Genomic DNA, 18,011 nt, shown 5'->3' on the forward strand with positions numbered 1-18,011 from the left:
TTGTTTAAGGTATAAGATACATAAAATATGATATTGTAAAAAACGACAAAGATAAGACTATACAATTCATTACCTGCCCCAATTTACTTTGTTTCATTCTATCAGTAGCAATAATAAAACCCATCAGTAAATAAAGTAATCCAAATATAAATATGCCAATCCACATAATGTTTCCTCCTGAAATTCACGTTTTTAATTCACAAAATGTTTAACTCTACTGCCCGTTAGTACAACAATGGCTGTAACAGCTTGTTAAGCCAAAGTCTCCGATAGCTTAAGTGTAATTATTCACAAGTTACTTATAAACATATTAACTCACTGTCTATTTCTGTAATTGAAGTATTATCTGTTTTAAATCTTGTCATATCTTCAAATGGAGTATTTGTGATGTAACATTGTAAAGTCATAATAACTGCACTATGTTTGACAATTGCAACATCTTCGGTATTATTATTTACTATTACTTGTAATGTAATTAAAACACGGTTCAACATATCTTGATAAGATTCTCCCTGTGGAGGTTTAGTGTACCTACGATTATTAAACCATTCATCAAATGCTAAAGGGTATTTTTCTTGTGCTTTTTCCCAGGTAAGCCCTTCCCATTCACCCAAATTCACTTCTTCTAACCCGTTTACTACAATATATTCAGTGTTAATAGATTCACTTAATATTTCTGCTGTTTTAATTGCTCTTTTTTGCTGGCTTGAATATATTTTTGAGATTTTGTAATTAGACTCTACTATTTTTTCACTTAATTGTTCAGCTTGTATAATACCCTTAGAATTAAGCGCAACGTCTTTACTTCCCTGTATTTTACCTTCTAAATTCCATGCTGTTTGTCCATGTCTAATAAAGTATAGCTTCATTAATGCTACTCCTTTATATTATAAAATACACTACCTATTTTGTTATGTAACATTTAGCTGGTTTCGCACCATATCCAAAGTAAATGCTTGTGTAACTATCGCTCTCCGTTAATGCAATAAGGAACATGCTTCAATATTAGTTATTTAGTTTATATCATTTAAGTTTTCTTGAAATGTTTTATCATATGCTCCTACTGTTTTTATTGAAATTATTGGACTATTGACTTCATATCCTTGACCATCTTTAGTATCAAACGAAATTCTATAAACATCGTCTTTAAGTATTAGGTTCCATACATTCCTATTTTCAACTTCAAGCATAATACTCTCTTTGGTTTGGTCAATTATTGTCAATACCTCTATATAATATTTAACACGATCTTCTTCTCTCTTTTCATCTTTTTGAATTACCTTCCCAGTAATTATCATAGTTTTGTCGAAATCAACATCGTCTTCTGATGAACAAGCTGATAGTAACATTAAACAAATCATCAATAATACATATTTCCGCATAAAATCCCCCTAATAAATCAGTTCCCCTGTTCCTTAACCTGCCTTAATAGAGAAACAGCGTATCTGCTTATTGTAGATACACCCCCGTTTGTTGACGAAGATTTAAATCGAATCAGCAATTTTCACCAGCTCTGTTTTTAATTCCTCAACATCTTCACTAAAATACATTAGTGACAAATTATATTCCCTCTTGTCCTTAAACCAATGTAATTCTGCACCATTCATTTCTTCGTTTATCTTAAACAAACCTGTGATACCATTTTTAATTTCGATTTCCTTGTATTCATTTAAATCAGAATACTTACTGTAATATCTATCAAAATTTGCGACAGTGTAATTTACATTTGGTATTGCTGGTTGAACAATAGAACCTTCTTGCCACTTATCATCTTCCTCTACTGAAGGATATCTGATGGATGCTACAACTCTTTCCTTACTGTTTTTCCATCCAGTTATAAACACCTTTGTTTCTTCGTTCCTAAAAGGAAAATATGATGGATATTCCATCTCAAAAGGTATCGCTTCTTCAGCAATTTCCTTTTCCACTGGTACATATGTGGTATTGATATCCTCTTGTTCTACTTCAAGATTTCCAGTATCCAATGTTCCATTAGACGTACAAGCACTCATTACAAGTAATATAAATGAAGCCAATAAAAACCTTCTGTACAAACTTACACCCCTTTCATCTGTTACACTATCCTGCCTCGTTAGTTCAATAAGCTAGAAATTGCGAGCTGTGACAACAGCAATTCCTTTTTTAACTAAAGCACGTATTAATAATAACTAGATTGTTAATGCTTTAAATCGTTAGAGCAGAGCAGTGAAAGTCATTTTGAAGCATCTTTATACATATCTTCATAGTCATTATTTAGATGAGCATCAACACTCTCATTTATTTCTTCTATTGTTAGGTTTGAATTTCCCTGTTTTGTTTGTTCTCTTTCAAAAAAGTAAATGCCTATTAATTTCTTTTAAATACAAAACTTGAAACACCAGTCACCAAGCCAAATATTACTAAACTAAATCCGATTAAACCTGCTGAATTATTCGGATCAAAATAATAAAGGAAGAAGCCTGCTAACACCAGAAGTATTGAAAAGAGGATAATTTCCGTTCCTGTTTTGGTTTGTATTATTGGACTTAGAAAAATTGAAGACATAAAAACTGATACAACTGACCCTATTATTACAAATAGAATTGTCATATGTGTTCTCTCCTTCTGTTTTTATAATTGCTTTTTTCTGAATCCCGATCTTTTAAAACATACAAGGTTCTTGTACTCATTACTTAAAATCGATAGCTTTTTTTGATTATAATTTTTAGGTGTTATTACGAACTTTGAGATAAAAAACATAAAAAGGAATAAAAGACAGCTAATAATTGTGCTGTCACTTGTGACTATTTGTGAAGGAATAAATTTAAAATAAACCAATGCATTAAAAATATAAGATACTAAAAAGCCTGCGATTGAAAAACAAGTCAGGTAATTACCAAGCATTCTTCTTCGGTTTTTAGGAATTTTTGCATTCTTATCAATAATTAACGACTGTTGGATTTGTAGAACTAAACCATATTAGATCCCAACGGTAAAAAAAACAATAAAAAATTTTCTATTAACTCCATTATTAGTTGGCACATCCTTTTATAAAATTTCACCATAAACAGCCATTTTTCCTTAATAAAACTTTGCTAGGGTTTCTCACCCGTTACTTAAATATCAATTTCCCTTTGTTTCATAATGCTTGTCAGAGAATATGCTCTTCACCTTCATAAGCAAGTAGAGGGTTATACATCATTAGAGCATGATTTTCAGTAATATACTCATCATCTATTTGCTCTCCTTGACCGTTACAAACTTTTCTATAAATAGTGTTATGTCTTACATAGCCGCCCCAATGTTCATGCGTAATTCTATGGTCTTTTTCATATACTTCATATGTCATAGTTTCAGGGTTAATTGCACGCCACTCTCCTACCAAATGTGTTTCAGTCAAATATAAGCAGAGCTGATAAGTATTGTTTGTTCTATTTAATATTTGCAAATCTAAATAATTATAAGCACATGTGGCTCCACTACCAAAGGGTTGAGTTCGTTTAGAATCAGGAAATACATCGTAACTGTGGCGATGTCGTTCTATTACTGTTAGTGGTGTGTGGAGAGTAATCCAATAAATTAAATTTGATAGCTGACACAATCCACCACCTGTGCCTGATTTAAAAGTACCATAGTGGAGCAGCATTCCCTTTTTGTAGCCTTTTCTCTTAGAAGTTTGACCAATAAGTTTCCAATAGGAAAAAGTTTCCCCTGGATGAATGATGATTCCATTCACTTTGTTTATTGCGATTCTTAAATTAACAATCTTATTCTCTTGATACCACATTTCAACATCTTTTAGCTGCCTTCGTAAGATTGATTTATGTTTTTTTATTTGAAAGGGGTACATTTTTTTGTCAATGGTTGAGGCATATTTCTTGTTATCTATGTACCATTCAATTCTCCTCTTAGTTCGATAGTATTTTGTTCCAAGATATATTCTTAATTTACTTCTTCTTAGAGGTTTTATCTTTTCTGAATCTTCCCAGTTCCAATGCATAATAACCCTCCTTTTATTCCACAACACTGCCCATTAGTCTGATAAACAGTATGAATTGAATCCTGCTAACACCCTAATTTTACAATTGCTTTTTTATCCACTTGTTCAGTTATTGCACATGTTAGGTATGTCAACACTAAATTGGACACATTTTTAAAGGTTAACCGACTTGTATTCAGTAGGTGTTAAGTAATCTAGGGATCCATGAATTCGAATATGATTAAACCAATGAACATAATCAAACAGTTCAAGGTCAAGTTCGTGTTGGTCAGTAAAATAAGCCCCTTTGACAAACTCTGTTTTGATAGTCTTGAATGTAGCTTCTGCAACGGCATTGTCATACGGCGTTCCTTTCTCGCTCAAAGAACGCTCAATACCAAACGTTTCTAACGCTTGGTCAATCAGCTGGTTTTTAAATTCGCTACCTCTATCCGTGTGGAACAATTCAAGGTGATGAAGATTGTACAGAACGGATGCAAAGGCGCGTTGAACTAAAGCAGCACTTTTATGAGGTCCTGCACTGTGACCAATAATTTCACGATTATATAAATCTACTAAAACGCAAATATAATGCCATTTCTGCCCAACCTTCACGTAGGTTAAATCGCTTACAATTACTTTTAATTCTTCATCTTGGTCAAATGCTCGATTGAGCGTGTTTCCAACTACTGATTCATTGCACGATGATTTGGACGGTTTAAATTGAGCGACTGTATATTTTGAGACAAGTCCTTGTTCTTTCATGATTCGTCCAATTCGACGTCGTGACACAACCCAGCCAAGTTTTTTTAACTCAACCTTAATCTTTCGTTGACCATAGTTATGACGACTTTTCTTAAAAATAGCAACAATCAGATCTGTTAATTCTTGATTCTGATCATCACGAATTTTTGCTTCGTAATAATACGTACTTCGGGCAATTTGCAGGACGTCGCACATTGCTGATACCGAGTATTTGTGACGGTTATTTCGGATCACATCTACTTTCGTCCCATGATCAGCGCGGTCTGCTTTAAAATATCATTTTCCATGGCCAACTTTTGATTTTCTTTACGAAGTTTGATTAATTCTTCTTGTTCCGGTGTGCGATTATCTTTTTCCTGAAACGATCCATTATCATGATACTGACGAACCCACTTATCAAAGGATGAAGGGGTTAATTCATAGTCTTTAATTATTTCGGCACGGGGTTTACCAGATGCATGCAATTGTACCATCTGTTCTTTGAATTCTTTAGAAAAGCTTCGTCTCAATCTTCTGGTCATTTTTAAAAACTCCTTGGCTTTTATTTGAACCAAGTCTAACTGACCTTAACTAACTTGTCCAATTAAGTGTAACCGATTCAGTTAGTAGAATAAAAGATTGTAATTATTTTTCTAAGAAAGATTGTTGTAATACTTTCATAGATTAATTTCATTAGTTTACCTTTTTCAAGACTATCAAGCATATATCCCTGCATAACCCACACTACTTCCCGATACTTAAATAATTAACAGGAAACATTAAATTCCTCCACTTCTTTTTCTACTAAAGCATGCATTAATTTAAGCGCAACATTCTACAAAAAAAGATTCAATTATTTATATTTTTTTCGTGCTCAACTTCCTCAATTTTTTCTCGAGTCCCATCTTCTCTAATATAAAAAACTTCATTATCTTGTATTGGACTAATTGCATACCAAAACCTTTTATCATTTTCAACTTCCATAATTATTCCTGGTTCTTTGCCTACAAACACTTCAGTTATTGAATTATCACTAATTGGACCAGAATAAATATAAGGTGGTTGATGCATAGCAGACCATTTGACAGGGGTATCCCATTCGCTTCCTCTTGTATGTTTCCATTCCCATTGATTATCTTGTTTTTTGAAATAGGCTATAAATATTTGTTCTCCCCGCTCATTTTGCTCTTTAAATACAGCGATAGCATCATCTTCACTAACTACATTTAACTTGGTATCAATAAGAGAATACGAATAATTCTTTTCTCCTACGTGTATTTCTTTTATTTTTTGATGAAAAAACTCTTCAAATGTTTGTTCTTTTGCACATCCAGATAATAAAAGTATAAAAAGGAAAAATCCAATGGCTATTTGTCTTTTCATTTTTCTTCTCCCCCCTACAAATACATTACTACTCAGTTAGCGATTAGCAATAAACGCTGTGACACTAAAACTTCCGTTGGTTTAATATTTTTTAAAAACCAAAAAGATAAACAACAAAAATTGAGATGAATAATGTATCGATTACTGCCAGGTACAATCCAACATTGGATTTTTTCACTTTTGTAAGACTGAAATTATATAAGCTATGGTATAGACTTATTAGAAATAAAATAAATGAAACAATAATTACAATTATGTTCTCTGTAATTAACACCGCAAATAAATAAATCAACCACCTTCGAAAGAAATTAAAAATCAATACAATAAAAAGCAATGAAATAGATTTTGGATCCACTTCCAACTCATCATCAGAGGATATATTACTAAGTCCTTTTTTTATATTTTTGAAATCCTTTAAGTAGTCGATGTTAATTATCAATACAATTATGCAGTATATGATAATATAAATATCTTCATTACCTCTTAAAATCTCCCACAACTATAAACACCTCACTTCTCATTGTCTTATTGCTTTCCTTTAATTATTTCTATAATAATTGCCTATTTTTGCTCCGAAAGCTCCAACACAAAAAATAAGTGTTATTTTAAAAAAGAAATTAGTCGGTTTGATTATAGCAAAGATTATTACTGCTACTATTCCTACAAGAACACTAATTAATAAACCTTTCATTTAAAATTTCAAATGAAACTGCTCCTTTACTTTTGTACAGCATAGAATTTTTTTATTTACTAACCTAGCAATCTATTAAGAATTACTTTTTTCTTTTCATAAATAAATACAATAGAACAATTACAAGTACAAACAATATACCGTAAATAACCCTTGAGTAGATTTCCATATATTCTACAATTACTTCCCAAGACCCGCCTACTGAAGCACCTAGGTACACAAGAACAATATTCCAAATCAACGTCCCTATTGTTGTAAATAAAAGAAACAAACTAACATTCATATTTGACATACCAGCAGGAATGGAAATTAAACTACGAATTAAAGGCACGAAACGACAAAAAAAGACGGTCCAAGGACCATATTTATCAAACCAAGCATCAGCCTTATGAATATCGTTTTTCGTTATACGAAGAATATGTCCCCATCTACCTACAATCTTCTCTAACCTTTCTACATCAAGTTGCAAGCCAATAATATACAGAACAATAGCTCCAATAACTGAACCTGCTGTTGCTGAAATAATCACGCCAATAATACTAAGTTTAGATGTGGTCGTCATAAAACCTCCAAACGTTAGTATCACTTCAGACGGTATAGGAGGGAAAATATTTTCAAAAGCAATTAAAAACATAATACCCATATAACCAAACTCATTCATTATATCCGTTAACCAATTTTGCATATTCTTCCCCTTTATTCTAAAATAGAAAAATCCTCGTTAATACAAGATAGAACTATCTTTGATTTTCATATTTTTCTTCTCCCATTGTTTCAATATAATCTCAATTTCATATATGAAATATTTTTATTCCTCTAACCATTTTTTTACTTTTTTATTCATTTCTTTTTGCAAATCTTCTATATTACCATTATCTTGTTGTACTAACTCTAAGTATTTTTCAGGGAACATATTTTTTAGAGATGATTGATATCCATTTCCGTCTTGTGGTTCAATATATTCGATAACAGCATAACGCTCTTCTTCTTTCTTCAACTTAATGACAGCAGGCAAAGAATGACCTGATTGTTCTTCTGTACCAGTCGTTTTATTAAAACCACAATAATAAGACCACATATACACACTAAGCACCCCATCGGATTCGCTTGTACCATATATTTTGTGAACCTCAAATTGCTTTTCTGTCGAGCCGTATAAAGACGAGTAATGCTCTATAATGTAATTTGAAATTATCTCATGCTTTTTTTTAGTAATGTGTCTATCTCCATCTTTCAACTCTATTGCATTACCGTTACAAGCTGATAAAAATACCGAAATAAATAATAAAATAGTAAACTTTAATATATTTCCTAGGATATTCTTTTCACTCCTATTATATAAATTTTTAACATCACATTGTGCATTACTGCTTCTTTAACAGAACAACAATGCAATTCTTCAAATGCAGTATCATGTTAGTTTAAAAGCAAATAATTCTTATCTAGGTATTTATCTGTTCTTTTCTCCATCTCTACTGCAACGTTCACCCAATAATCAGAAGTGATTCCTTTGTCAACATACTCATCAAAAAATATATCAGAATTCATTATACCCTCATCTGAAACACACTTAACATTATTGGAGATAACTTGACTCCATGTATTATTCAATCCTTTAATTATACGTATTTTTTTTAACTCTTTGTCTTTGATTGGATAAGGTTTTGATTTTGAAAGGTGAATTGGGAATTGTGTTGTTTTATTTGATACATCTATCCCTTGTCTTTCGGCAATATCCCATATAAGCCTTTTGAAGTAATACGCAATATCGCTCGCTTTATTTGCTGGAATATTATCTAATTCTTGACCAGACCGTTTAAATTGTAAGACTAAATTTTTATGTTCTTGTGCAATGTTTACAATTGAATGATTATTGTGAAAAAGAGTTTCCACTTGTTCTAGAGATAGTGACCTTGAGCTTGAAATTTCATCATAGATGGTTTCGTTGACTCGAACAGCACCTGTAAGTCGCCCAATATCATTCGCCACCTGCCTAGATAAAAAGTTTTCATACCTTTCATTTTCTAAATATTGTCTCACTCCAAAAATACTAATAATAATTATTATAATTGCTACCAAAGCATAAATAATTCTCGGTTTCATTATTACCTCCTCTTTTAAATAGAAAGTGCATTTATCTCTCTTAATGCTCTGTCATATCATTTCAAGAACAATCATTCACATTTTCTACATTAATTCTAACATAAATATACAATTACTTTTTTGGTGATTTAGTACAATGAAAAGTTAATATATATTAGACGTTTACTTAATACAAATAGTTCCAAATGTTTTCTTATACATTACTGTGCATTGGTCTAAAAACATTCATAAAAGCCAAGTTATTAAAAAGGACTGCTAACGTTTCATGTTATTTCTTAATAAAAAATGGAACTTCCTGATTTATAGAAGTTCCATTTTTATGATATAACAGTTACGGACTAACCACCGAACCATCGGGTTTTCCAATAACAAATTTCTGCAAAGTATATGTAAATATTACATCACCATTTAGTTCAGTAACAGATACTTTAATATTACCCTCGGTAATCAAATTATCTAATTTATCTTGGTTAACTTCTTCTTTTAATGGTAAATTAGTGCCAACGCAAAACGATTTTTCTTTTCTTGGAGAATTTGAATCACCATCATTATTAAATAAATTCCGACTATCAAGAGATACATTAGACGTTTTATCTACAATGGTTTTCAAATCATCTGTTAGTTCAAATGTTATCAGATATGGGTCAACAGATTGAGTTTTCTGTTGGTTTTCTAAGCATACCCTTGGTGCTAATAAGTTTTCACTCTCAACATAAGCTACACTGCTTTCATCTTCATGAATAGTTAACCGTTCCTTATCAACTGTTTCATTGCTACACCCAAATAATAAAACTAAAGATAAAATACTTAAAACTCTTCTCAACATATCCCTTCTTTCTGAAATTTAATTTATTTTAACAAAGTTAGAAAAAAACTACCTTCTCAATAGTGTAAATACAAGATTTAACTATCAAAAAGGTAGTCCTTCATAAGCCATTTATAAATATTAAAAAGAGAAACGATTATACAGTCGCTATATCAAGGGGGGGTGTTTAGCAATCCCCAGGTGTTCCTTCTCGTTCTTTTGCTTTAAACGATGAGCCACAACCACACGATACAATGGCGTTTGGATTATCAATCGTAAATCCGCCACCCATCATGTTTTGTTTGAAATCAATCGTTGTGCCTTCGATAATTGGAATGTCCTGTTTAAAGATAGTAACGGGAATGCCGTTAATTTCTTCTTTTGCATCTAGCTCTTCATTGACATCATAATCAAAACCTAGTGAATAAGACAAGCCACTACAACCGCCACCCTTTACACCAAAGCGCAAACGAACAGTTTCTCGATTTTCTTCTTTCATCATTTCTTCTATTTGAGCACGAGCATTATCAGTAATTGTTAAAACCATTTGGATACCTCCTTCGAATACCATTTCCATTTTTCAGTATACAAGGATTTGTTTTACGCTTCAACTTTACGGATTCTCATGCGCTGATCGCTGTCGTTGTTGCTGTTTTGAACGCAAAAAAATAGCCCCCTATTCTGCGTAAATGGGTAAGGGCTATTTTCTGGTCAATCACTAGATAACGCCAATCCCCTATTCAAAGAATGGGTATCTAGGGACCGTAGTTAGCGCTACGGTCTTTTTTACTATACGTTTTCTTATTACTTATTATACCACATTTTCACAAAAAAAAACTGGTTATTTGGCGCATACAATTGTCATGCACGTTTGTCTATAAGCAAGTAGAGTAAAATGTACCTTCAATTGTCTTTTCTGCTGGTCCTCTCATCCAAACCTTATTATCTGCTGACCAACAGATAAACAAATCACCACCACTTAAATGGACAGTGACCTCTTGTCCTTTTGCTGCGAAGTTGTTTTTAATTGCTGCAACGGTTGCGGCACAAGCGCCTGTTCCACATGCCTGGGTCACGCCCGATCCTCTTTCCCACACACGGAAATGCATTTCGGTTGGGCTGATTATTTCAACAAATTCAACATTTACACCTTCTGGAAAACGATGATCTCCTGTAATAACCGGTCCTAATTCATATAATGGTGCTTTTTCAATAGCATCAACAAAAAATACTGCATGTGGGTTCCCCATCGAAACTGCTGTTAATTGCATCGGATGATGACTTACATCGAAAGCCTCAGCAACCACTTCATGATCATCCGTCCCATCCATTGGTATTGCTTGGCGATTAAATTTTGGTGCCCCCATATCAACCGTTACTTCGTTGACAGACTCTTTCGTACCATGCACTTCAGCTGTCACATTGCCTGCCTTGGTTTCAATTGTAAACCTTTTGGATTGTACTAAATCATTTTCATAAGCATATTTGGCAACACAACGGATCCCATTCCCACATGTTTTTCCTTCTGATCCATCTTTATTAAAAACACGCATGCCTACAGATGCAACCTCACTTGGTTGAATTAAAATTAATCCATCTGAACCAATTCCTGTATTAGGATTTGCCACCTCTACTGCTAATGGGGATAACTTTTCTTCCTCGATCGTTAATTCAAACAAATTAAGATAAATATAACTATTGCCTAAACCGTGCATTTTAGTAAAAGGTATGTTCATAATAGCCTCCGAATTAAGTATTTTTATTGAATTTAGTATTACATACTAACAGAGCGTATTACTATGTTATTTGATCAAATCGTTCTTGAATAGCTTGGTATACTTTTTGGATTCGAATAACTCCTTCATCTACTAACGTTCCATTCACTACGACTGCTGGATAAAATAATTCATCACGCTTGATTTGTTCGATCCAATGCTCATGTTCCTCCCCATTATTTTCACTAAAAATATCAATATACGTAAATACAATGTGATTCGTATCATAAAACTTCCTACCTATAGCAGCTTGCAACCACTCAAACGTTTCCTTCGAACTAGGTGCTTGCACACAACTTGCACATAATTGCTCCGCACCATAAACGGTTAACTGGATCAATCCTATCCACCCCCTACTTAGATCAACCAGCTGTTAATCTAATTAATTCTATTTTACAAAATTTTTTGATAAAGTTAAAATAATTCTTGAAAATGACGTGATCTTACGCATAGATTTTTTTTTAAAAAATGATATACTAATAAGAGAAGATAGAAAGGGGAAGATGGATGATGCAAGAGCAAGTGCAAGAGGTATTAAATAAATTACGTCCATTCTTACTACGTGACGGTGGCGATGTTGAACTAGTCGATGTTGATGATGGCATTGTACGTCTTCGTTTAATGGGAGCGTGTGGAAACTGCCCAAGTTCAACTATTACACTTAAAGCAGGAATTGAACGTGCACTCATGGCTGAAGTTCCAGGCGTTACTGAAATTGAACAAGTATTCTAAATGATATAAATGTATATCTAAAAGCGACACTTTCGTTTAAGTGTCGCTTTTTTATGTTAAATCAATTCTTTTATATTTCGTTTACTGTTACGCCGTTATTTTCCACCTGCAATGGGAGCCATTGAAAAGATGGATAAGCATTTTTCCATTGTTTTAGCTTTTGATTCATGACCGCTTCGTTTGTTAATGCAATCATGGTTGGACCAGCTCCGCTTAAAAATGTTCCATAAACATCTTCATTTAATAGCTCCATTAACGCATCATAATGTGGAATTAACGCTTTTCTGTATGGCTGATGAAAATGATCTTTTTCCATCATAGTACCTAACAACTCCCAATCCCCTTGACAAATCGCAGCTACACTAACATTCGCCACACTGCTAGCTTGGACACTTTCTTTATAAGAAAATGTAGCTGGCAAAACAGAACGTGCCTGTGTTGTTTTTAATTCAAAAGAAGGAATAATCGCTAAAAAAATCAGATCGTGAATCGGAACATGGATCCAATTTAATTGATTATCATAATGTCCAATAACACATCCACCTAATAATGAAGGAGCGACATTATCAGGATGCCCTTCAATTGCTGTTGCAATCTCTAACTTCTGATCCAAAGACAGAGATAGATCCAGCAATACATTTGCTAACTCAATGCCTGCAACAATGGCGGTAGCACTACTTCCTAATCCTCTTGCTAAAGGAATATTGCTTGTCATTTTCACCCGACACGCAGGAACTTCATTGAAATCAAATTTATTAGCCACTTGAAGAGCAATTTCATACATTAAATTGTTTTTATCCAAGGGAAGACCATCCATGCCTTCAGATAAAGGAACGAATTCCCATTCCTCTGATAACTCAACTTCTAAAGTTAAATATAAATTTAACGCTACACCAATTGAATCAAAGCCAGCCCCCAAATTTGCAGTGGTTGCTGGCACATGGATCACCCAACTCATACAGATACACTACCTAATATTTCTTTCATTACGGTATCTTCTTCATTCGGCAGCACCCGTGGTTTAATTTCACTATAATCAATTGCGGTATTTGGATCTTTCAATCCATTTCCTGTAAGCACACAAACTACTTTTGATCCTTTTTTCACTTTTCCTTGTTCTAGTGCTTTAAATAGCCCTGCTACAGATGCATTAGATGCTGGCTCAGCAAATATCCCTTCATTTGCGGCCATCCATTGATAGGCTTCAATCATCTTTTCATCTGTTATTTCATCAATCGTTCCTCCAGATTCATCACGTGCAGCAACTGCTTGTTTCCAGCTAGCTGGATTACCAATACGAATTGCCGTACCAACTGTTTCAGGATTTTCAAACACACGATTATGTACAATCGCGGCTGCACCACTCGCTTCATACCCCATCATTTTCGGTAAGCCGGTATGTTTTTGTTCATGGTACTCTTTAAATCCTTTCCAATAAGCAGTGATATTCCCTGCATTTCCAACTGGAATAAATAAATAATCTGGTGCACTACCTAATACATCACATACTTCAAAGGCAGCTGTTTTCTGTCCTTCAATTCGATGTGGATTGACAGAGTTAACTAAAGTAATTCCATCTTGTTCCCCTAGTTTACGGACAATACGTAACGCATCATCAAAATTACCTTGAATCGAATAAATTTCAGCACCATACATAACCGCTTGTGCAAGTTTCCCCTGTGCAATTTTACCTTCTGGAATAACAATGATACAACGTAAGCCTGCACGAGCAGCAAAGGCTGCTGCTGATGCAGATGTATTCCCTGTTGATGCACAGATAACTGCTTCTGCGCCATCTTCAATTGCTTTTGCCATTGCCATTACCATGCCACGGTCTTTAAATGAGCCAGTAGGATTAATTCCTTCTACTTTAGCATATGCTTCTACATCATATTTTTTCGATAGATTTTCCAACTTGATTAATGGTGTATTACCCTCATGTAATGTAATGAATGGTGTCTCTTCTCCTACAGGTAAATAGGTTTGATAATGTTTTAATAATCCTTCCCAAGCCATTTCTTATTCCTCCCCGTCTACTCGATAATGGCTAATTAAACGTTTAACAACATCTAATCCTTCCAATTTTGCCATACTCTTTAATAATTGCTCTCTACTAATCTTGTGCGTAACCATTACTATTTCAGCAGTTTTTTCTTGATCACCCGGTAATTGTAGAATTTTTGCGAAACTAACCTCATGATCAGAGAAGACATTCGTGATCTCTTGAAAAGCACCAGCCTGGTCGTCAACATCTAAGCGGATAAAATGACGTGAAAATTTTTCTTTATCTTCTTTTAATTGACGTTCAAACTGTGGATCTACATGTTCATTACCACTACTTCCCAATCTGATGTTCTTAACAACTTCCATTAAATCTGAAACAACAGCAGTTGCTGTCGGTAAGCTTCCAGCACCTGGTCCATAGAACATGGTTTCTCCAACAGCTTCCCCATATACATATACCGCATTATATTCATTCTTTACTAGTGCTAATGGGTGATCTTTAGGTAATAAAGTCGGCTCTACTGTTACTTCTGCCTTCCCCTTATGCATCGAAGCAATACCAATTAATTTAATGGTATAACCAAGACTTTCAGCAAAATTGATATCTTCTTGTGTAATATTTCGTATTCCTGAAACATCAACATCCTCTAGATGTAGTTCCATTTTAAAGGCCAAATTAGCAAGCAATGTCATCTTTCTTGCCGCATCTAATCCATCCACATCCGCAGAAGGATCTGCTTCAGCAAAACCTAGGTCTTGTGCTTCTTTTAATACCTCTTCATAAGCAAGCCCTTCATCAGCCATTTTTGTCATCATATAGTTTGTTGTGCCATTGACAATACCCATTATTTTTTGAATATGATCAGATGCCAATCCATCTGATAAAGAACGCAAAATAGGAATTCCACCTGCTACACTAGCATCATAAAGAATATCACAATGATTTTTCTTTGCTAATCGTAACAATTTTTGACCATGTACAGCCATAAGATCTTTATTTGCTGTTACAATGTGTTTTTTATTCTCTAATGCTCGCTCTAATAACTTATTTGTGTCTTCAATGCCACCCATCACTTCAATAATAACATCAATATCTTTATGATCCACTAGTTCCGCTGGGTCACTAGTTAACCAATCTCGGTTAATTACAACATCTCGCTTTTTCTCAATATTGTTTACCAGTACTTTAGCAATCTCTATTTCACAGCCTAGTTTATGTTTAATATGTTCTTTATGATCTTGTAGAATCTTGACTACACCAGTTCCTACTGTCCCGAGACCACATAAACCAACATGAATTTTTTCCACAAAGAACGCCTCCCCCTGTTTTCTTTAAAATACATTTGTTTATCTACAGTGGACATTATACCTTTCCCCTTCTACTTATTCAAGGAGCAATTACCTAAAATTTCTGAAAAAATGAAATTACCAATCCAATTGATATATTTGATTCCTAAATGGATCTATTTTATTATCTTGAAAAAATGATTTCAAATGTCCTTCATACTTTATTTGATCATCTAACAATTGCCGGTAGGATAGATACGTTTCTTCACTATTCGTTTCTCCAACGGTTTGATCAATAAAGTCAAATAGATGGATAGGGAGGATAAGACGCGCATATAGTAATCGCCAGCTGAATATTGATAAAGGGGATACATCCTCATATTTCTTTAAAAAATGAACTGCTTCTTTATTGCCGTCAGTTTTTAAAAAATATGGTCGTATACTTTCTGCTATATCTCTGACTGGATGATCATATATGAATTCATTAGAAAATATAAAAGGTTGATCCAATTGATTTGTATAACGTTGAAAGGTAATACACCCTTGGTCAGATCCTGCAAATCTTGTTTCATTATTTGACTCTTGTAAATATTGAATGGCATTTTCGGTTAAACCTATTATATATGGAAAGGTATCAATAAGTAATCGCTGATAACGTGTGACAGGCCGAACTTCTAATTGGTTTCGATAATACGCTTCATATAGTGCAATTTTTTTCTCCCATAGTGTTTGCCACTCACCATAAGCTGAAATATATCTTGGCATATAAGCATAAGATTTACCTATAGAATGGAATGTAGCCAATCTAGTGGGAACATCTTTTGATTCATAAGGATATTTCATGGCTTGTAATACGATATAGTTTTGACCATTTTCCTCCGTAATAAATTGCCCATTTATATTTTTTATTGGTTTTGCAATACGTAGATATTCCTGCTCTATTAAATGGTTAGCAAACCAACCTTGTTCGATATGAACCTGCTCTAATTCATTTGTTGGAATAATAAAATAGTAAGAACCATCAACATAATAGGCCTCACGATCACCTACTTTTACTAAATCGCCATTAAAATATTCCACATATTGATATATAATATCCATTACACGCACTCCTTTCTGATGGTATACTTTACGTATTTACTCCCCAGAAAAGAACAATTTCTATTCGTTTGAATTACCTATAAGTGGGTATAGTAAGAATAAAAGCTTGTAAATGAAGGGTCGGATAAAATAATGGGAAAACAAAGACCAAGAACAGAATTAGAACAAAAGGCAAGAGATTGGTTATATGAACGCGGTGTCTCAATTCAAGATATTGGAGAGCTTGTTTACTACTTACAAAATAAATATCATGACCACTTAACAATGGAAAATTGCATTTACAATGTGGAGAAGGTTTTAGGTAAACGTGAAGTACAAAATGCGATATTGACTGGTATTCAATTAGATATTCTTGCAGAAAAAAAACAACTCGCTTCTCCATTACAAGAAACCATTGAAGTAGATGAAAGTTTATATGGTGTGGATGAAATTATTGCTTTTTCTATTGTAAATGTGTACGGTTCAATAGGTTTTACAAACTATGGATATATTGATAAACAAAAGCCAGGTATTTTAAAAAAGTTGAATGATAAATCATCTGGGAAATGTCATACCTTTTTAGATGACATAATAGGGGCGATTGCTGCAGCTGCTTCTAGTCGTCTCGCACACAGTGTGGCAAAAGATGAAGATTTAGATGAAGAATAAACTATACTATAGTCGGTTGGATAATGTTGTGTAATCGTAATGAATAGCATTAAATTTAATCAAATGATGATATTTAGAAAACACTTATTCATGTTATTATAAATAAAGTAAAAGACTAAGTTGGCAGTTGATTAGGTGCGACACTAAATTGTTGAAATGGCTTTTTTATATTTAACAGCTTGTATTTTCATCATATGGAGAGTGAATACTTTGTTTAAAAAAATTCTATTCATTGGCGGTATCGTGGGTCTGCTGGTAGCATGTCAAAGCGATGGGAATTTCGCAATAGAAGACCCCTACTATCAAGAGTTGTTTGAAAAAGTAGATAAAAAAGTTCCTATTATAGTATGGAATAATCAGGAAGAAGTAGGTTATTCTGAAGAACAAGAGTTAAAAATAAAAGAGCTATCCAATAAAATACTTAAGACGATGGAGGTAGTAGAATCTGAGAAAGCTATAGAAGAAATAAATGTAAAGCAAAAAAATAAATTTATTAGTGTGACTTATATGGGATACTTTAAATTTTTTATATTTCCAAGTGAAAAAAATCCCAACAAAAAAATTTATTTAGAATCTCCAGATGGATACGAAGTAATGGAGACGAAGAAAGGACCGGTCAAGGATTTAATAAGTTGGATGGAAAATAAAGATTCTAATCGAGTAGGAGGATAATCATTAGTTGATTATCCGACCTCTCACACCACCGTGCGTACGGTTCCGTACACGGCGGTTCAATAGTTTGAGTGTGTTTTCTCGAGGAGTTGGTTAAGGTCTTTCAAG

General features: G+C 33.6%; 21 protein-coding genes. 3 read left to right on the forward strand and 18 right to left on the reverse strand.

The window, feature by feature from the left end; all coding sequences use genetic code 11:
* Nucleotides 1–299: 299 nt before the first annotated feature.
* The 14 genes from BN1058_RS12390 to BN1058_RS12460 form a co-directional block, all read right to left on the reverse strand.
* Nucleotides 300–869 carry a histidine phosphatase family protein gene (locus BN1058_RS12390; RefSeq protein WP_090858136.1) on the reverse strand — a complete coding sequence of 190 codons (570 nt, stop codon included), beginning with the start codon at nt 867–869 and terminating at the stop codon, nt 300–302.
* 144 nt (nt 870–1,013) lie between these two features.
* A complete protein-coding gene (locus BN1058_RS12395) occupies nt 1,014–1,382 on the reverse strand; it encodes a hypothetical protein (RefSeq protein ID WP_090858139.1) in 369 nt (122 codons plus the stop codon).
* Between the two features lie 102 nt (nt 1,383–1,484).
* On the reverse strand, nt 1,485–2,036 hold the full coding sequence (locus BN1058_RS12400) for a hypothetical protein (protein ID WP_090858142.1): 552 nt from the start codon (nt 2,034–2,036) through the stop codon (nt 1,485–1,487).
* Nucleotides 2,037–2,346: 310 nt separating this feature from the next.
* On the reverse strand, nt 2,347–2,589 hold the full coding sequence (locus BN1058_RS12405; protein WP_090858145.1) for a hypothetical protein: 243 nt from the start codon (nt 2,587–2,589) through the stop codon (nt 2,347–2,349).
* A gap of 541 nt (nt 2,590–3,130) precedes the next feature.
* Nucleotides 3,131–3,979 (reverse strand): VanW family protein, encoded by an 849-nt coding sequence (locus tag BN1058_RS12410; protein WP_090858148.1) that lies wholly within the window; start codon nt 3,977–3,979, stop codon nt 3,131–3,133.
* Nucleotides 3,980–4,132: 153 nt separating this feature from the next.
* Nucleotides 4,133–5,244 (reverse strand): IS3 family transposase gene (locus BN1058_RS12415; protein ID WP_090858151.1). Its coding sequence is split into 2 segments (ribosomal slippage): nt 4,133–4,995 and nt 4,995–5,244, totalling 1,113 coding nucleotides; the frame shifts between segments, so codons are not numbered across the junction.
* Nucleotides 5,245–5,551: 307 nt separating this feature from the next.
* Nucleotides 5,552–6,085, reverse strand: a complete 534-nt coding sequence (locus BN1058_RS12420; protein ID WP_090858154.1) for a hypothetical protein — start codon at nt 6,083–6,085, stop codon at nt 5,552–5,554.
* A 773-nt stretch (nt 6,086–6,858) separates the two neighbouring features.
* Entirely contained in the window at nt 6,859–7,461 is a 603-nt protein-coding gene (locus BN1058_RS12430) for a DedA family protein (protein ID WP_090858160.1), read from the reverse strand.
* A 123-nt stretch (nt 7,462–7,584) separates the two neighbouring features.
* Nucleotides 7,585–7,860, reverse strand: coding sequence for a hypothetical protein (locus tag BN1058_RS12435; RefSeq protein ID WP_090858163.1), 276 nt, complete (start codon nt 7,858–7,860; stop codon nt 7,585–7,587).
* Between the two features lie 332 nt (nt 7,861–8,192).
* A complete protein-coding gene (locus BN1058_RS12440; RefSeq protein WP_090858168.1) occupies nt 8,193–8,879 on the reverse strand; it encodes a hypothetical protein in 687 nt (228 codons plus the stop codon).
* Between the two features lie 331 nt (nt 8,880–9,210).
* Nucleotides 9,211–9,702, reverse strand: a complete 492-nt coding sequence (locus BN1058_RS12445; RefSeq protein WP_090858171.1) for a hypothetical protein — start codon at nt 9,700–9,702, stop codon at nt 9,211–9,213.
* Nucleotides 9,703–9,871: 169 nt separating this feature from the next.
* Complete coding sequence (locus BN1058_RS12450; protein WP_090858174.1) at nt 9,872–10,231, reverse strand: HesB/IscA family protein; 360 nt, start codon at nt 10,229–10,231, stop codon at nt 9,872–9,874.
* A 328-nt stretch (nt 10,232–10,559) separates the two neighbouring features.
* Complete coding sequence (dapF, locus tag BN1058_RS12455) at nt 10,560–11,423, reverse strand: diaminopimelate epimerase (RefSeq protein WP_090858176.1); 864 nt, start codon at nt 11,421–11,423, stop codon at nt 10,560–10,562.
* Between the two features lie 58 nt (nt 11,424–11,481).
* Nucleotides 11,482–11,799 (reverse strand): YuzD family protein, encoded by a 318-nt coding sequence (locus tag BN1058_RS12460; RefSeq protein WP_255307068.1) that lies wholly within the window; start codon nt 11,797–11,799, stop codon nt 11,482–11,484.
* Between the two features lie 167 nt (nt 11,800–11,966).
* Between BN1058_RS12460 and BN1058_RS12465 the strand changes: the two genes are divergently transcribed.
* Nucleotides 11,967–12,191 carry a NifU family protein gene (locus tag BN1058_RS12465; RefSeq protein ID WP_246050140.1) on the forward strand — a complete coding sequence of 75 codons (225 nt, stop codon included), beginning with the start codon at nt 11,967–11,969 and terminating at the stop codon, nt 12,189–12,191.
* Between the two features lie 70 nt (nt 12,192–12,261).
* On the opposite strand, the gene thrB is transcribed toward BN1058_RS12465, so the two are convergent.
* From thrB to BN1058_RS12485, 4 genes are all read right to left on the reverse strand, one after another.
* Nucleotides 12,262–13,149 carry a homoserine kinase gene (gene thrB / locus BN1058_RS12470; protein WP_090858182.1) on the reverse strand — a complete coding sequence of 296 codons (888 nt, stop codon included), beginning with the start codon at nt 13,147–13,149 and terminating at the stop codon, nt 12,262–12,264.
* On the reverse strand, nt 13,146–14,207 hold the full coding sequence (gene thrC / locus BN1058_RS12475) for a threonine synthase (protein ID WP_090858185.1): 1,062 nt from the start codon (nt 14,205–14,207) through the stop codon (nt 13,146–13,148). The genes thrB and thrC overlap by 4 nt, the downstream gene beginning before the upstream one ends.
* A gap of 3 nt (nt 14,208–14,210) precedes the next feature.
* Nucleotides 14,211–15,503 (reverse strand): homoserine dehydrogenase, encoded by a 1,293-nt coding sequence (locus tag BN1058_RS12480; RefSeq protein ID WP_090858189.1) that lies wholly within the window; start codon nt 15,501–15,503, stop codon nt 14,211–14,213.
* A gap of 117 nt (nt 15,504–15,620) precedes the next feature.
* A complete protein-coding gene (locus tag BN1058_RS12485) occupies nt 15,621–16,583 on the reverse strand; it encodes a protein kinase family protein (RefSeq protein WP_090858192.1) in 963 nt (320 codons plus the stop codon).
* Between the two features lie 132 nt (nt 16,584–16,715).
* Here BN1058_RS12485 and BN1058_RS12490 point away from each other — a divergent pair, with 132 nt between their 5' ends.
* Together BN1058_RS12490 and BN1058_RS12495 are read left to right on the forward strand one after the other, a co-directional pair.
* Nucleotides 16,716–17,231: a phosphatidylglycerophosphatase A family protein gene (locus BN1058_RS12490; protein ID WP_090858195.1), complete on the forward strand. Its 516-nt coding sequence runs from the start codon at nt 16,716–16,718 to the stop codon at nt 17,229–17,231.
* 210 nt (nt 17,232–17,441) lie between these two features.
* Nucleotides 17,442–17,903, forward strand: coding sequence for a hypothetical protein (locus tag BN1058_RS12495; protein ID WP_090858198.1), 462 nt, complete (start codon nt 17,442–17,444; stop codon nt 17,901–17,903).
* Nucleotides 17,904–18,011: the final 108 nt, after the last annotated feature.

This window comes from Paraliobacillus sp. PM-2 (genome assembly GCF_001368815.1).
Classification (GTDB): domain Bacteria; phylum Bacillota; class Bacilli; order Bacillales; family Amphibacillaceae; genus Paraliobacillus.

What these genes read in the sequence shown, in the direction of transcription:
- BN1058_RS12390 (WP_090858136.1), bottom strand. Translation starts at nt 869, where the DNA reads ATGAAGCTATACTTTATTAGACATGGACAAACAGCATGGAATTTAGAA.
- BN1058_RS12395 (WP_090858139.1), bottom strand. Translation starts at nt 1,382, where the DNA reads ATGCGGAAATATGTATTATTGATGATTTGTTTAATGTTACTATCAGCT.
- BN1058_RS12405 (WP_090858145.1), bottom strand. Translation starts at nt 2,589, where the DNA reads ATGACAATTCTATTTGTAATAATAGGGTCAGTTGTATCAGTTTTTATG.
- BN1058_RS12410 (WP_090858148.1), bottom strand. Translation starts at nt 3,979, where the DNA reads ATGCATTGGAACTGGGAAGATTCAGAAAAGATAAAACCTCTAAGAAGA.
- BN1058_RS12420 (WP_090858154.1), bottom strand. Translation starts at nt 6,085, where the DNA reads ATGAAAAGACAAATAGCCATTGGATTTTTCCTTTTTATACTTTTATTA.
- BN1058_RS12430 (WP_090858160.1), bottom strand. Translation starts at nt 7,461, where the DNA reads ATGCAAAATTGGTTAACGGATATAATGAATGAGTTTGGTTATATGGGT.
- BN1058_RS12440 (WP_090858168.1), bottom strand. Translation starts at nt 8,879, where the DNA reads ATGAAACCGAGAATTATTTATGCTTTGGTAGCAATTATAATAATTATT.
- BN1058_RS12450 (WP_090858174.1), bottom strand. Translation starts at nt 10,231, where the DNA reads ATGGTTTTAACAATTACTGATAATGCTCGTGCTCAAATAGAAGAAATG.
- BN1058_RS12465 (WP_246050140.1), top strand. Translation starts at nt 11,967, where the DNA reads ATGATGCAAGAGCAAGTGCAAGAGGTATTAAATAAATTACGTCCATTC.
- thrB (WP_090858182.1), bottom strand. Translation starts at nt 13,149, where the DNA reads ATGAGTTGGGTGATCCATGTGCCAGCAACCACTGCAAATTTGGGGGCT.
- thrC (WP_090858185.1), bottom strand. Translation starts at nt 14,207, where the DNA reads ATGGCTTGGGAAGGATTATTAAAACATTATCAAACCTATTTACCTGTA.
- BN1058_RS12485 (WP_090858192.1), bottom strand. Translation starts at nt 16,583, where the DNA reads ATGGATATTATATATCAATATGTGGAATATTTTAATGGCGATTTAGTA.
- BN1058_RS12490 (WP_090858195.1), top strand. Translation starts at nt 16,716, where the DNA reads ATGGGAAAACAAAGACCAAGAACAGAATTAGAACAAAAGGCAAGAGAT.